The following is a 15,038-nucleotide window of genomic DNA, read 5'->3' as shown; positions in this document are numbered from 1 at the left end:
AGTATGTGGCATCCCATGTTCTGTCGCCTTTGGAGGCTATTTTTGCCGTAGCGATGAAGAAGCAAGAACTTCGAATATTCTCTCGTTAGACTTGCTGTGGTCTTTGCTTTCTGATTCGATGAACCGCCCGATTAAGACCAATTGCTCTGCTTTACCATCAAAGCTCGTCACAACAGGGCTATCGTCTCGAGCAACCACACGCATCGCTCTCACTCGAGCCGGTGTGGCTTGAGTAGGAATGAGTTCGACAAAATCGTCGCTACTGTATTCAAGCAAACGCTGCGCAAGTATGTTGTCGGGTGCAAGCGTTTGCAATTCCTGGAGTTCAATAACGTCAATAAGACTTCCTACTGACTCCACTTGATCTGCGGCCGCACGTTGAATACCAGACATGATCGTCGTTTTTAGAATCGGCTTGAGTTCTACGAGCTTGTCACCGACTGCATCCAGCTTGAGGGAAATATTGAGTAGCCCTTGATGTTGTCTTGGTATTAACGAGATCAATTCGTCGCAGGCTTGATGAAACTTTGTGATGGCGTCTGCGTTGGGATCTTCAACGGCGTTGTTCAGCGCGACTTCCCAATTAGTGAAGCTCGCTTCTACAACATCCGCGGAATTGTCGGGAGTCAATTCAAACTCAGGCGCAGTTTTTTGCGCAGATTGCTCGGGTGGAAAGGAAGGTGGCTGTATTTCTGGAAGCTCTGAAATCGGACGTTCCGCTTGACGTTGCTCTCGAGCTATCCGCGGGACAGTCGCTTGATGGCCGCGAAGTGACTCAGGAACCGCCCAGGGGGCATGCTCGGCGACCAATGGAGCCCAACCGAACGGATCTCGCCCCATCCCAAACCACATAATCGCAGTTGCGATCGGTACAGAAGCTAGTCCACCGAACACAACCTGGATAAAACTGCCCAGCGAAGACTTCTTGGTCGGGCGGCGGCGTGCCTTGATCGACCTACTACCTTCCAAGTCAACTTGAACGTGACGCGACGCCATTGCCGGAGACCAGTTCGGTTGCTGAGGCTGCGTCGTATCGCTAAATCCAGAGTTCTCCGTATTTGCAGCCAGGTCTAGGTCGAACAGTCCAGATTCAGCTGCAAAGCCACCCGTAGGCTGTTCAAGGAAATTTTCGGCCTCAAAAGATGACGAACTGCCAGTGGGATCTTCTACACGCAGCAACCGAAAATTGCCGACGCGAAACGGGTCAGCGGAATCGCTTGAAACAGCAAATTCGACTGACGAAAGGCACGCAGGGCATTCAAAACGAAGGCTTTGCTCGCTGTTTTCAGTTGGCAAACGGCTGGGCGAGTGACAAATGGGACAATACGCAATCATTCGGTCTAGCTTGCTGTGACTTAAAAGCCTGGTTTTTGGAATGGCAGCACGCAGCAATTGTAGTTTGCTGTAGCAAGATTGCGGCTGAGATTATGCAATCCTTAGCGGTCTGAGGGAGCAGAAAGGCTCATAATCGGGACCTAAAACGACGAAAGTACTGGTTTTTCCTTAATTTTCGACCATTTTGGGCCTGCGACTAGTTGCAGTAAACGCTTACTATTCGTTTAATCGTGCGCAACAGTCGTCCAGTCGGACAAACGCTCTCATGTACTAAGAAAAACGAGGTTTGATGCAATATGGCCAAAGCAGCCCCAGGAAAAGACAAGCCACTGACCAAGATGCAACTTTTTGCGAATCTTTCTGAAAAGACGGGGCTTACCAAAAAGCAAATTGCAGAAGTTTTCGATGCGATCAAAGAAGAAATCGGAGACGCTGTAGGAAAGAAGGGACCTGGAACCTTCACAATTCCTGATATCTGCAAAATCGTCCGCGTTCAGAAGAAGGCTTTGCCAAAACGTAAAGTTCGCAATCCTCAAACTGGCGAAGAACAATGGGCAGATCCAAAGCCAGCGTCGACAACTGTCCGCTGCCGTCCTTTGAAGAAGCTTAAAGACATGGCTTAGTCTGCGACTAAGTAACAATGCAATTCGCAACGATCTTTGAGAGCAATGGGCGTTAGAGAGTTTTAAACTTTCTAACGCTTTTTGCGTTTCTGGACTAGAAGACGAGTTTTCCTTCAAAGCAGGGTTTGGCCGGTACGCTCAACCGGTTCAAGGCTTTTAGAACTTCAATATGCCGGGTTAGAGACGTCTTTATCGGACTCTTGAGCCGAAGACCGCAGCAACCGTTCACAACGGCAAGACGGCAGGCGGAAACCTACCCAATCAACCCGGCTTGTAAATTGAACTTTCCAGAAAAGTTAGCAATCGTGCGTCGGCTAGCGAGTTCAAAATCAATCGGGCTCCCGAAAAGTCAGAGCCCTCGGTATGGCTGTTGGGGACTGCGACTACAAAACAATTTGCAGCGACACCGGCGGCTACACCGATACTTGAATCTTCAAGTACTAACATCTCACCTGGCACCGTCTTCATGCGATCGGCAGCAGCCAAATAAATGTCAGGATGAGGCTTCCCGGCGGCCACATGTTCCGCGGTAATAATGAAGTCGAACCTTTCGAGCAACCCAACGATCTTCAGAGCTTTCCTAGCAAAGCTCTCTCGAGAACTGGTGGCGATACAGCGAGGTATTCGATTCGCATCGAGGAAGTCTAATAAATCGCGAACTCCTTCCATCGGCATAAGCCGTTTCGGCATCAAGCTTTCGAAGATCACGTCTGACTCCGCTTGCAGATCCTCCCACGAATCGGACAGTGCCTTACTATGAATCAGGACTTCGTAAGCTTGAGGGGCGGGAAGTCCCATCATCTTCATCCGCGTCTCGATATCGTATTCATGGCCGCGGCGCCGCATCAGTTCGGTGCAAACTTCAAGGTAAAGGTCTTCGCTGTTCAGCGTGGTTCCGTCCAGATCGAAAGCAACAGCTGATATAAGAGCGGATGGAAATGTTGGGATGTTCACAGGCTTTGGTAGTTCCCGAATTCGCAAACAGGTTGAAATGGCTGGTAAGGACGCAATTGTAAAGACTCTAGCGAAGCGACGGAAATCGAAAACTTAATGCAAGCGAACTAACAATCGTTGATTTGATTATCGAATTGCCGAAAGCTAGTGCTAGGCGGACAGGCGGCGAGTTCTAAGACACCTAATACAATTCGCCAAACGAATAACAGTCCTGCGAGAGTCGAGTGAAGGTAGGCACAAATACTGTGTCGCAAACATCGAGATTCGAATCGAGAAGCTCGACAAAGCAGATGCACACCCGATAATCGCTCTGAATCGCCGAGAAACAAAGGTGAAGCGGAATTGGCTGTCAACGGCCTGGCTATCGTATCCACACAGCAACGAGGACAGCGAGAGTCTTGTTGCCATGACTAGTTGCATTGGGAATGATCTCGGAAGCCAAACGAGCGACTTTGAATAACGATCAGAAAATTCGGATATGGGCAAGAAAAAACTAGAAAAGCCATAAGTCCCTGCTTGCTATCAAAAGAACAAACATCAAAAGAACCAAATGACAAACTCAAAGCTGCCGCTCCTTTCTGGCGCAGACAATCCGATCTATCCAGGGGATCGGCAATGCCCAATTTGTCGCGAAGAGTTTTCCGGAGTCATTGCGTACTTGTCCGCAGGCGCCCTACTACAGACAGATGACGGGCTCGATAGCGTTGACACCAACAAACTTAAAGCATTTCTACATGTTGGCTTTCATGGAAAGCAATCCGATATGGGAGACGCCGCCGATCTAAGCATCGTTTCGGAGCTCGACGGAGGCCAGTTCGACATACAATTCTGCTCCATTAGTTGCATGCGTCAGTGGCTGCTGCAGTTGCTTGCAAGGCTTGAGCGACAGCTTCGCGACAAAACTTGAAACGAGGCCCTAGACAAAAGGCTAGGAATACAAAGCTATTGCGGGGGCGGTAGTAACCCATGGCGCTAGCGCAAAAAAAAAGCCCCCAAGGTTTTCACCTTGAGGGCTTTTTAAAAATCCGGCGATACCTACTTTCGCATTGGTATACACTATCATCGGCTCAGAAAGCTTAACTACTGTGTTCGGAATGGGAACAGGTGGACCTTTCTGATATGGTCACCGGAAGAGCTTGGCAAGCCGTATTCCCGCCTGCCAAGCTGTTGAAGTGGTAATAAAGTCATTTATCTGATCGCAATGACGTCATCAGTAATCTTTCGATGGTTTTCACCAAAGTGCAAGATACCGATGGTCAAGTATTCGTCCGTTAGTACTGGTAAGCTGAACACCTTACGGTGCTTACACACCCAGCCTATCAACCTGATAGTCTATCAGGGGACTTTCGCTTAAAAAAGCTACGAAACCTAATCTTGGAGAGGGCTTCACGCTTAGATGCTTTCAGCGTTTATCCTTTCCGTAGTTAGCTATCCAGCCGTGCCGCTAGCGCGACAACTGGTACACCAGAGCTACGTCCAACCAAATCCTCTCGTACTAAAGTTGAACCTCCTCAAGTTTCGTACGCCCACGGCAGATAGGGACCGACCTGTCTCACGACGGTCTGAACCCAGCTCACGTACCGCTTTCATTGGCGAACAGCCAAACCCTTGGGAGCTTCTTCACCCCCAGGATGCGATGAGCCGACATCGAGGTGCCAAACCGCCACGCCGCTGTGGACGCTCGGTGGCGATAAGCCTGTTATCCCCAGAGTACCTTTTATCTGATGAGCGATGGCCCTTCCATTCGGAAACCACCGGATCACTAACACCAACTTTCGTTCCTGCTCGACTCATTTGTCTCGCAGTCAAGCACCCTTCTACGTTTACGCTCTTTGCCTGATTGCCGACCAGGCTGAGGGTACCATTGCGCTCCTCCGTTACTCTTTAGGAGGAGACCGCCCCAGTCAAACTGCCCAACTGACAATGTCCTAAGCCCGGATTCACGGGACAAAGTTAGAATTAAAGCATATACAGGCTGGTATCTCAACGATGGCTCCCTGAAGACTTGCGTCCCCAGTTCACAGCCTCCCAGCTATTCTGCACAATACATACCTCAACCCAATATCAGCCTACAGTAAAGGTTCATGGGGTCTTTCCGTCTAACCGCGGGTATGTGGCATCTTCACCACAACTACAATTTCACCGGGTCGGTGGTTGAGACAGTGCACCAGTCGTTACGCCTTTCATGCAGGTCGGAACTTACCCGACAAGGAACTTCGCTACCTTAGGACCCTCATAGTTAGGGCCGCCGTTTATTGGGGCTTCGGTCGCCAGCTTCACTCCCGAGGGAGCTAACCGCCTTCCTTAACCTACCAACACCGGGCAGGCGTCAGACTCTATACATCCTCTTACGAGTTCGCAGAGTCCTGTGTTTTTGATAAACAGTCGCTAGTGCCGATTTTCTGTGGCCCCCAAAAGCATAAACCATCGGGGGCGCCCCTTATCGCGAACTTACGGAGCCATTTTGCAGAGTTCCTTAACCACCGTTCTCCCGAGCGCCTTAGAATACTCTTCTCACCTACCTGTGTCAGTTTTAGTACGGTCGTTCCGCTTCAAAGTTTAGAAGCTTTTCTTGGACGTCCTGCCAACAATTTCGAGATCTTAAATGCTCTCATGCCCTAACCTTGACTTGCGTGGAACGGATTTGCCAATCCCACATCTCAGTTAGTTCAACGGACTATTCTAACAGTACCGCTTGCTTTTCGGACGCCGTCCCTCCATCACTCCACGGAATCGGCGAAGGAATATTAACCTTCCATCCATCGTCTACGCCTTTCGGCCTCGACTAAGGTACCGGCTAACCCTGGGCGGAATTACCTTCCCCAGGAAACCTTAGGTGTTCGGCGAACAGGATTCTCACCTGTTTAATCGTTACTCATTCCGGCATAATCACCTGAAGGGTCCGACAACGCTCCTCTCGGTACGTCTTGTATCTACCCTTCAGCGCTCCCCTACCGCTCTAGCAAGCTAGAGCCCGCGGCTTCGGTGTTCTATTTACTCCCGTTCATTATCGGCGCAGAATTGCTCGACCAGTAAGCTGTTACGCACTTTTTAAATGGTGGCTGCTTCTAAGCCAACATCCTGGCTGTCACAGCAATTCAACTTCCTTAGTGACTGAATAGAACTTCGGGACCTTAGCCGACGATCTGGGTTGTTTCCCTCTTGACCACGGAGCTTATCCCCCGCAGACTGACTCCCGAGATAGTCATAACGGTATTCGGAGTTTGGTTCGGTGAGGTACCCTAGGAAGGGCCCCCATCCAATTCAGTCTCTCTACCCCCGTCATGTAGTTGCTCGAGGCTATCCCTCAAAATATTTCGGAGAGAACGAGCTATCTCTGCGTTTGATTAGACTTTCACTCCTCCCCACAAGTCATCCCCTCGGTTTTCAACCCAAGTGGGTTCGGTCCTCCACGCAGTTTAACCCGCGCTTCAACCTGCTCATGGGTAGATCACGCAGTTTCGCGTCTAGTACCCGCAACAATTGGTCGCCCTATTAAGACTCGGTTTCCCTCTGGCTTCGACCCGTAAGGTCTTAACCTGCTGCAAACACTAACTCGCCGGATCATTTTGCAAAAGGCACGCCGTCACACTTTAAATAGTGCTCCGACCGCTTGTAAGCACACGGTTTCAGGTTCACGTTCCTCCCCTAACAGGGGTTCTTCTCATCTTTCCATCGCTGTACTGAGTTCACTATCGGTCATCAAGGAGTATTTAGCCTTACGGGATGGTCCCCGTAGATTCAGACCAGGTTTCACGTGACTGGTCCTACTCAGGTGCCTCTACAGTGTGTCGAAGTTTTCGTGTACGAGACTGTCACTCTCTATGGTTGACCTTTCCAAGCCATTCCACTAACACGACACAATCCGATATTGAGGTCCTACAACCCCGGAAAGGAAACCTCTCCGGTTTGGGCTGTTCCGATTTCGCTCGCCGCTACTGACGGAATCGATTTTTCTTTATTTTCCACCAGGTACTTAGATGTTTCAGTTCCCTGGGTTAGCCACATACACCTATGTATTCAGTGTAAGTCAATTCAGGAATCTCGGGATTATTGCTCGTTTGTCAGCTCCCCCAAGCTTATCGCAGACTTCCACGCCCTTCATCGCCTCTTGATGCCAAGACATCCCCCGTGCGCCCTTAGTAACTTGACCATCGGAATCTCAAACTTCTGGTCGACCTAACCTAACAAGTTGCCTCGCCAGTCTAGTGTCGCCATCAAGCTAGATCCGTGGTTCGCCATTGCGCTCGTTCGAATCGATATAAAAACCAGACATATAAATATGTCATTGAACTTAATCGACCTCGAACCTTAGTTGCGTGTATTCGTCACCCGAACCGGAAAGGATTCAGGCCGCAATACACGACAATAAGATGCCATTACTACCACTTCAACCATGTTGTCAAAGAACAAATTTCCTTCGCCATCAGCTTGCTTTCGCGTCAGCTTTCAGGTCGAAGGGTCCAACATCTTAGGGACGGTTTGTTTTGTCGTCAAGCCGAATTCTAATTTGTTGGACACCCTTTTTTTCGGCGGCCAATCTTGCGATGGGCTGCCCGTGTCAGGGATGCAGAATCATCCAAATTTCGTCCGGCAACGCAAGGGCTGTCGATCGAGAATTTTAGATTATTTTCCAAGACGCGTGTCGCAGTGTTTTCGGCATCCTGTTCCCCTGGACTTTAGGCCGTTCTGGACTCTTTTGCCTGTCGCAACGCTCTGCAGTCATCGATCAGCATCAGCTTGCGAGTTGCTTTAGCCGCCCGATACTCCGTTCTGTACCCGCTTTTCCCCAGTTTCCCTCTGGTCGCTTTTTCCCGCTTGCGAACATACTAATCTTCTCTTCTCGTTCACCCATCGCTTCCGTCCCGAGATCTATCACGATGCAAGTCTTACTCTGTCCTATGGGCAGCGCTGGTGATGTTTTCCCCTTTCTTGGGTTGGCGACAGCCCTGAGAAATCTTGGACATCACCCTACACTTTTCACCTCGGATCACTTTGCGCAACATGCGAAAAGGCAAGAGATCGATTTTATGCAGCTCGGCGCCACTGGCGCTTACCAATCAGCCATCCAAAGTGCTGAACTTTGGCATCCACGCCGAGCCTTCGGCTACCTCTACCGAAACATGGTCCAGCCCGTTTTGCAGCAGCAATTCGACGAAGTAATCGCACAAAACGCTAGGTCCGATAGCCTTGCGGTCATCAATTGCTTTGGTTTTGGAGCCCTGTGTGCCGCCGAGGCCTCTGGCGCTCGAGTTTCCATGATACACCTGCAGCCAGCTGTTGTACTGAGCCAAACGGAGCCCCCTGTCTTGCCCGGCGTCTCAGGTCCTAAATGGCTGCGACGCTTGTTGCTGAGATGCGGCGAAAAATTCTTAATCGATCCTATCGTATGCCCATCTTTGAATCGATTTCGAGCTGGAGTCGGGCTCGCCCCGGTCCGTAACATTCTTCATTGGTGGTACTCAAAGACCCTGAACGTCATGATGTTCCCGGAATGGTACGCACCGCGCCAGCCCGATTGGCCAGCGCCCTGTATCCAAGTACCGTTCCCTTTGTGGGAAGACCGCGCGGGTGAAGAGCTGCCAGAGGCTGTCGATTTGTTCTTAAAATCGGGTTCGCCGCCAATCGCAATCTCCGGGGGATCAGCCAATCTGCATGCCGCCAACCTTTTCAAGAAAGCCGTGGAAGCTTGCGAATCCGCGGGACAACGTGCCCTTTTGCTAACGGCTCATCCAGAGCAGCTTCCTAAAAACTTGCCGGCTAGCGCCCTGCACTGCCCGTTTGTGCCGCTGCAGAAACTGCTGCCGAGATGTCTTGGAATGGTGAATCACGGTGGGATCGGCACCGTTTCGCAGGCGATTGCCGCTGGAATCCCCCAAATCGTTATTCCACTTGCCCATGACCAGTTCGACAACGCTCTTCGCGTAGAGTCGCTGAATTTGGGGCACGCCTTCCAAGCGAAATGGTGGGCCGCGAACTCGCTTCGCAGGGCGATAGAGTCGGTTGTCGCCGACAAGAAAATTCAAGAGTCGATTCGGCTGCATGCAAATCTTGCTCAGCCCGGCGTTGGGCTGGAACAAGCCGCCCAGGCGCTGGTGGAATCCGCCTAGGTTGCGCAGGAGCCTTGCGTGACTCATCTCGCCAAAATTGGTCGAAATGAAAAACGCCACTCGTAACGGATACGAAGCGGCGTTGTAAAGCTCGCGATACTACTCTTTGAGTAAAAAGCGACAACTATTTGTACGATTTGACAGCGCGAATGATTGTTAGTAATTCCGAAGCTTTCTCAATTCCACCAGCATCGTTGATGAAACGCATCGCAGATTCAACTGCTGAACCATCGGTCGACGGACTGCTGACAGCTGTAGATTTACCTACAGAAGTTCCCGATTTTGGCGGACGACCGCGTCGTGCAGCAGGAGCTCCAGCCGTTCCATCAGCATTCCCTGCCTGCTTGGCCGCTTGTTTCTTCAAAGCATTACGAACACTTGCTACGTCACCATAATTGACACCATGCTGCGACAAAGCCGATGCGACTTCGCTGTTCGAGGCTTCCGCGTTGGCAGCGATGTATTCTCGAATCCGTTGGCTTTTATTTGACTTCTTACGTGCCATTTTCCTTTTAAATACTCTCTTGATGAAGACAAGTGATGAAACTGTGCTATTAGCCTGTTCAGTATTGCACGACCCAATCGCGCACTACAGCGGACACTTGCAATATGCGAGTTACTCTGGAAGATAACATTGCATATGGTGTCTTGCTAAAAATGATTAACCGAAATGCTCGCAGGTTAATACATAATCCTTATTCAATATGAAGACTTGTCAACCTAGTTTACAATATCTACCACAGAAAAGAAACCAAACTCCCCTGCTGAGGATAGCTGCGACTGATCGCGATCTATAATGAATTTCTTGCATCGCAGCGACCGACGCTATTTGCATTCAGAATCTTACGCACATTTCAAATTGGCGATTTTAACAATGTATCCATTTCGAAAATGCAAAATCGGCTTCAACTGCTTTCAATTATTCACGTTGGTGTCAGTCCTCGGGTTACCTGCATCCATAATTTCGGGACAAGAAAAGCCGGAAAGACGCTTTGCTGATGCTGTCGTTGAACAAGCGACACAAGTGCTAACTGACGCGGGTTTACGAAGATCAGGGAAAAATATTTTAGCTTCGGAACAAGCAACGCAATTGCGAAACGTCGGCGCCATCAGCAAAAAAAGTAAGGAAGTTCAGCAGGCATTTCAGCGATTAGAAGAATTGAAACAACAGCAAAAAACCATCGAATCGCAGCAGATCATTGCTGTCCGCAACCTGCGTAGTGTGAATTTGCAAAGAGCCAACGCGTCTGATTTTAGAGAACAGCAACAGCTAGTCGCCATGAACAACGCTTTGATCGCGCAAATCGAGGAGCTGCGAGCAACTCAAAAAAATCTTGCAACCGAGATCAATACTGCACGCTCTAGTGCGCAACAATTAGAGTCGAATTTCGTCGATGACGTTTTAAATGCACGCCAAGCGTTAAATGAATCTCGCGAAGCAATCGAGAAATCACTGGCGGATAAAAAAGTAGGTATCGCATTGGAAGTCTTTGCCGCGGAGTTCGGTACATCGCGTTCGCTAGATGCTAATACAATTTTCAAGACCCTTGAGTTTCGTATTGCCGAACTTGAAAAAGATTTTCTGCGCGAAGCAGTGGAACTGATCGACGACGGTAGTCGCACAAAGAAGATTGCCGTTTCGGTCAACGGCAGTGCTCCGATTGAAATGGTGCTTGATAGCGGTGCTGACATTGTCTTGATACCAAAGTCTGCCGCCGATAAGCTTGGAATCACTCTCGACGATGATACGCCTCAGATGATAATAGGTGTTGCGGACGGGAGGACGATACCCGCACGTCTTGTAAAGCTTGATAAAGTGCGCGTGGGTAAGTTTGAAGTGGCTGACGTTGAAGCAGCCGTGCTTGAGACAGAAAGCGGACAAATTGAACCGCTACTGGGGATGAGCTTTTTGAACAATTTCCAGTTTCAAATCAACGCCGCGGAGAACACCTTAATGCTAACGCAAATTAAGGACCGATAGGAAATCCTAAATGCAATGCATATTGCGAAGCCGCAATTTCACTGAAGTAGTAATTTTAGGATAACGGACTACTCCGCCGTATCTAGATATGGATCTTGCCCCATCTCTTTCTGAATCTTAGTGCGTTCCTTTTCGTGGTGCAAAAGCGACATGCGATCCCGGAAGTGTTTGCGTTCAACTTTGCGCTGCGACCTGCGTAACAGCGACGCGTAACGATCAACTGCGCCTGTTTGGGATTCACCGACCAGACGAAGTTTATTGGCGCGTTTCAAACCGAGTGCGTTCTTTAGAATGTCGTCATCGAGGGATAGGTACTGACGATACGAGCCAGGGTCGCCTTGACGTCCGCATCGTCCGATCAACTGGCGGTCGATTCGTGCCGCGTCATGCAACTCCGTACAAACGACGAACATCCCGCCAATTTCGCGCACACCTGCCTGCAGTTTTACGTCGGTACCGCGGCCTGCCATGTTCGTAGCGACTGTAATCTGTCCTTTGCGACCAGCGTCCGCTACGATCTCGGCCTCGCGAGCAATCTCGTGCGCGTTTAGGACTTGAACCTCAAGCCCGTCTTGCCGCAGCATATTGGCAAGAATCGTTGATTTGTCGATTGATCGCGTACCAATCAACACAGGACGCCCCAGTGCATGAACTTCTTTCACTTCCTGCACGATAGCCGCGAATTTATCTGTCATCGTTCCATACACGCGGTCGGGAAGTCGAATACGTTGCGGCGGGCGGTTAGTCGGGATTTGGATTACAGGGGTACGATAGATTCGTCGAAGCTCTTTAGCGCTGGTTGCCGCAGTTCCAGTCATACCGGCGAGGAACTGATATCGCAGGAACAGGTCTTGAACCGTAATTCGGGCTGCTTGGCCGGTCGGCACGCTGACTTCGATCCCTTCCTTCGCTTCGACTGCCTGGTGGATTCCGTCACGCCATTTACGCCCTTCAGCCAGACGACCGGTGAATTCATCGACAATCACGATTTCACCATCGACGACTACATATTGACGGTCTAAGTGATAATCGCGGGCGACTCGAATCGCCCGTTCTGTATAGTCATATAAGTCGATCAGGGCGGCCAGTCGCACGTCGCCGTCGCGCGGTAACGACCTTACAAGCTGTCGGCCTCGCGCAGTCAGCTCAATCTTTCGTGAATCTGAATCAATCGTGTAGTGTTCGTCTTCGATAAAATCGTTGCAGTATTTGGCTGCCCAGCGATAGGTAGCGATTACTATCTCGCGAGCTTGATCGCCAATCGAACCGATAATCAGCGGCGTACGCGCTTCGTCGATCAAAATACTGTCGGCTTCATCGACCAAGGAAAAATGCATTCCCCGCTGCACTGGCGAGTCGCCACTATTGCTCCAGCGTTGCTGACTGCCGGCTCCCAGAAAACCATCTGCCAATCGGCCTGCAGCTCGCATCAACAAGCGATCGCGCAAAAAATCGAACCCAAACTCCTTCGCAGTACCATAAGTCACGTCGCAGTTATATGCAGCTCGCCGTTGATCCTGCTGGTGATCGGTCAACACTGTGCCGACGCTGATACCAAGGGTGCGGTAAATCGGTGTCATCCATTCGGCATCGCGATTTGCCAAATAGTCATTGACCGTAGCCAAGTGAGCACCCTTCCCCGTGAGCGAGTGCAGGATTAATGGCAAAGTCGCAGTCAGCGTCTTGCCTTCACCCGTCTGCATTTCCGTAATGCAACCATTCGCTAACGCCACGCCGCCGAAGATCTGGACATCATAATGTCGCATACGAAGCGATCGATGGGCCGCCTCTCGTATTAATGAGTAAGTCTCAGCTAACAACGAATGATAGCTTTCTCCAGACCGGGCACGATACTGTAGCGATTTCGCTTCTTTGCGAATCTGAGACTCTGACAGCTCCTTCCGTTGAGCTTCCAAACGATTGACAGCTTTTAGTTGGGCGACCCAACTGTTCACCTTATGACGTGAAACGCCAGGAAGCTTCCACCCTGCCGTAACTCGAGGGCGGCTAGGCAGTCCTGAAATGGGGGCGGCTGGTGAAGGAGTCGTTGCTGGCTGCTCGATCGACGCTGCGGGAGCGTCTTCGGATGGAGTGTTCGTAGTTTCCATTTCCGACGTAGACGACAAAGGACACCTCTAATGGTACTGGCTGCAATAGGATTGCGGACGGACTGGTGTTAATGCTTAGCTCGGTTTGAGAGCAGACTGCTTCCAACCAGTTGGCAGGCTGGTAGTGGATAGCTCAGACATGCTCGATTGTAAGAACAATCTGTTGGTAAACACAAAGCCACATCCGAAATTCATGGTGGGGAATAAATTCGCCTGCGAACGGATCGAAACAGCATCGTGGTCAAACTCCACTCAGTCTATCAGAATTGCCCTGTTTGACGAGAATTTCATGTAGGCAATGTGGCTGTTGCGATCCGAAATCGCCAATTTGACATAGTCTGCGCAGTTTGGGAGGGATTTTCTGGACAGGCGCTATGTTACACAGGTACGCTTTTTTAGCGAGGTAGCGATTGAATTGGTCGATCCAAGGATGCGTATGGTAGCTGTGCTAACGCCTAGCGGGATCGTGACATGAAGATGAATCGTATATTGCTCTCTCTGGCAATCGCTGGAGCAACCGGCCCTTTCACGAACTGGGCTTTCGGCCAGGACGTCAGCTCTGAGCATTCCAATGCCAGTCTGCCGACTTCCAGTGTTGGTCGCATTGCAGACGCACCAAGATCTATTGGTGACGGCATGCCGATGTTGAACCGCGAAGTTCAATCGCCAGACCTTCGTCCTGAAGCATTCAAGTCCAACTTCGTGAATACGTCGATGGAAACTCAATCGATCAGTGATGATCATTGGGGTTCAATCTCTGATGAAGCTGTGAGCTACGCAACGCCAGAGCCTGATTCGTATGCAAGCGAGTCAGTTGGAAGCTCAGTTGCAACGTACAGCACATCGACGCGGAGCTTTGGTAGGAGCAGAGTTAGCTTGCCATCGCCGTCGGGCTGGTGGGCAGAGACTGAAGCGTTGCTATGGTTTGCACGGAGCGGCAACACGCCGACACTCGGTGTTAGCGGACCTCGGGGGCAATTTCCCACGACTCCGATTGCTGGTGGTAATGGTGCCGTTGGCGGACAGTTGGCGCCAGGTATGCGTGTTAGCCTCGGCAAGTGGATCAACGACGATGAGACCGTGGGAGTGGGCGGTCGCGTGTTCGGCATTTTTGATGGAAACAGTTCGGAAACGATATCCAGCGATGGGGCAACCTCGCTTGGCGTGCCTGTCTTTGATGTTTTCAGCGGAACCAATCAAACGATTTTGGTTGCTTTTGACACGGGCGGTTTTGGTCGAGACACCGGATCGATCACTGTCGGCAACGATTCGAGTTTTATCGCGGCAGAAGCGTACGGACGTTTTATGTTGGCGGGAGATGGTAAGAATCGCGCTGATTTGATCGGCGGGTATACATTCTTAAGATACGACAACGCGACATACTTACGCACCGTCTCCGTCGATGGAATCTCCAACTCGACGCCCGACGGAACTGTCACCACAACGCTTGATTCCTTCGGAGCGAATAATACATTCCACGGTGGACACATCGGTATCATGAGCGACATCCAAAGCGGATTCTGCACGGTATCGACTCTTGGTAAAATCTCGCTGGGCAATATGAGTTCTACGACGAACATCTTCGGATCGACTGTCGAAGATCGTCCAGGTCCTGCCATCAGTACAGCCAACAGTGGACTGTTTACTGGAAGCAATATCGCTGGTTCGCAAACAGTCGATCGTTTTACGTTCATACCTGAAATCGGAGCCAAACTGCGACTCGATCTGACCGATTGTGCACAGTTCTCTGTTGGCTACTCGCTGATTGTGCTGACCGACGTGGCTTTAGGTTCCGATCTGATTGATACAACGACCGACTTGTCCGGAATCGTGGGCATCCCACCGACGGTTGGCGGAGTTTTACGCGACCAAATGACATATCTACAGGGTATTGATCTCGGTCTGACGCTCAAGTTCTAAGAGCTTG

The 15,038-nt window shown here is 50.5% G+C and carries 9 protein-coding genes and 2 rRNA genes; 5 read left to right on the top strand and 6 right to left on the bottom strand.

The features are described from left to right. Nucleotides 1-36: 36 nt before the first annotated feature. On the bottom strand, nt 37-1,335 hold the full coding sequence (locus SH451x_RS20975) for a hypothetical protein (protein WP_479359076.1): 1,299 nt from the start codon (nt 1,333-1,335) through the stop codon (nt 37-39). A 296-nt stretch (nt 1,336-1,631) separates the two neighbouring features. Here SH451x_RS20975 and SH451x_RS20970 point away from each other — a divergent pair, with 296 nt between their 5' ends. Continuing rightward, a complete protein-coding gene (locus tag SH451x_RS20970; RefSeq protein WP_479359075.1) occupies nt 1,632-1,958 on the top strand; it encodes an HU family DNA-binding protein in 327 nt (108 codons plus the stop codon). A 261-nt stretch (nt 1,959-2,219) separates the two neighbouring features. On the opposite strand, the gene SH451x_RS20965 is transcribed toward SH451x_RS20970, so the two are convergent. Beyond that, entirely contained in the window at nt 2,220-2,912 is a 693-nt protein-coding gene (locus SH451x_RS20965) for an HAD family hydrolase (protein ID WP_479359074.1), read from the bottom strand. Between the two features lie 550 nt (nt 2,913-3,462). Here SH451x_RS20965 and SH451x_RS20960 point away from each other — a divergent pair. After that, complete coding sequence (locus SH451x_RS20960) at nt 3,463-3,819, top strand: hypothetical protein (RefSeq protein WP_479359073.1); 357 nt, start codon at nt 3,463-3,465, stop codon at nt 3,817-3,819. Nucleotides 3,820-3,935: 116 nt separating this feature from the next. On the opposite strand, the gene rrf is transcribed toward SH451x_RS20960, so the two are convergent. Continuing rightward, nucleotides 3,936-4,043 (bottom strand): 5S ribosomal RNA (gene rrf / locus SH451x_RS20955). 121 nt (nt 4,044-4,164) lie between these two features. Next, nucleotides 4,165-7,065, bottom strand: a 23S ribosomal RNA gene (locus SH451x_RS20950). Nucleotides 7,066-7,792: 727 nt separating this feature from the next. Here SH451x_RS20950 and SH451x_RS20945 point away from each other — a divergent pair. Then, entirely contained in the window at nt 7,793-9,022 is a 1,230-nt protein-coding gene (locus SH451x_RS20945) for a glycosyltransferase (RefSeq protein ID WP_479359072.1), read from the top strand. A 124-nt stretch (nt 9,023-9,146) separates the two neighbouring features. Here SH451x_RS20945 and SH451x_RS20940 read toward each other — a convergent pair whose 3' ends face one another. After that, nucleotides 9,147-9,527 carry a hypothetical protein gene (locus SH451x_RS20940; protein ID WP_479359071.1) on the bottom strand — a complete coding sequence of 127 codons (381 nt, stop codon included), beginning with the start codon at nt 9,525-9,527 and terminating at the stop codon, nt 9,147-9,149. Between the two features lie 369 nt (nt 9,528-9,896). Here SH451x_RS20940 and SH451x_RS20935 point away from each other — a divergent pair, with 369 nt between their 5' ends. After that, nucleotides 9,897-11,003 carry a retropepsin-like aspartic protease family protein gene (locus SH451x_RS20935; RefSeq protein ID WP_479359070.1) on the top strand — a complete coding sequence of 369 codons (1,107 nt, stop codon included), beginning with the start codon at nt 9,897-9,899 and terminating at the stop codon, nt 11,001-11,003. A gap of 68 nt (nt 11,004-11,071) precedes the next feature. Here the strand turns inward: SH451x_RS20935 and SH451x_RS20930 are convergent, their stop codons facing one another. Further along, complete coding sequence (locus SH451x_RS20930; RefSeq protein ID WP_479359069.1) at nt 11,072-13,111, bottom strand: preprotein translocase subunit SecA; 2,040 nt, start codon at nt 13,109-13,111, stop codon at nt 11,072-11,074. A 471-nt stretch (nt 13,112-13,582) separates the two neighbouring features. Here SH451x_RS20930 and SH451x_RS20925 point away from each other — a divergent pair, with 471 nt between their 5' ends. Then, nucleotides 13,583-15,031 carry a BBP7 family outer membrane beta-barrel protein gene (locus SH451x_RS20925; RefSeq protein ID WP_479359068.1) on the top strand — a complete coding sequence of 483 codons (1,449 nt, stop codon included), beginning with the start codon at nt 13,583-13,585 and terminating at the stop codon, nt 15,029-15,031. The last annotated feature ends 7 nt before the right edge of the window (nt 15,032-15,038 follow it).

Source organism: Njordella aestuarii (assembly GCF_056494165.1).
The sequence above is the reverse complement of the archived record's forward strand: the minus strand, read 5'-3'. Positions and strand labels throughout refer to the sequence as shown.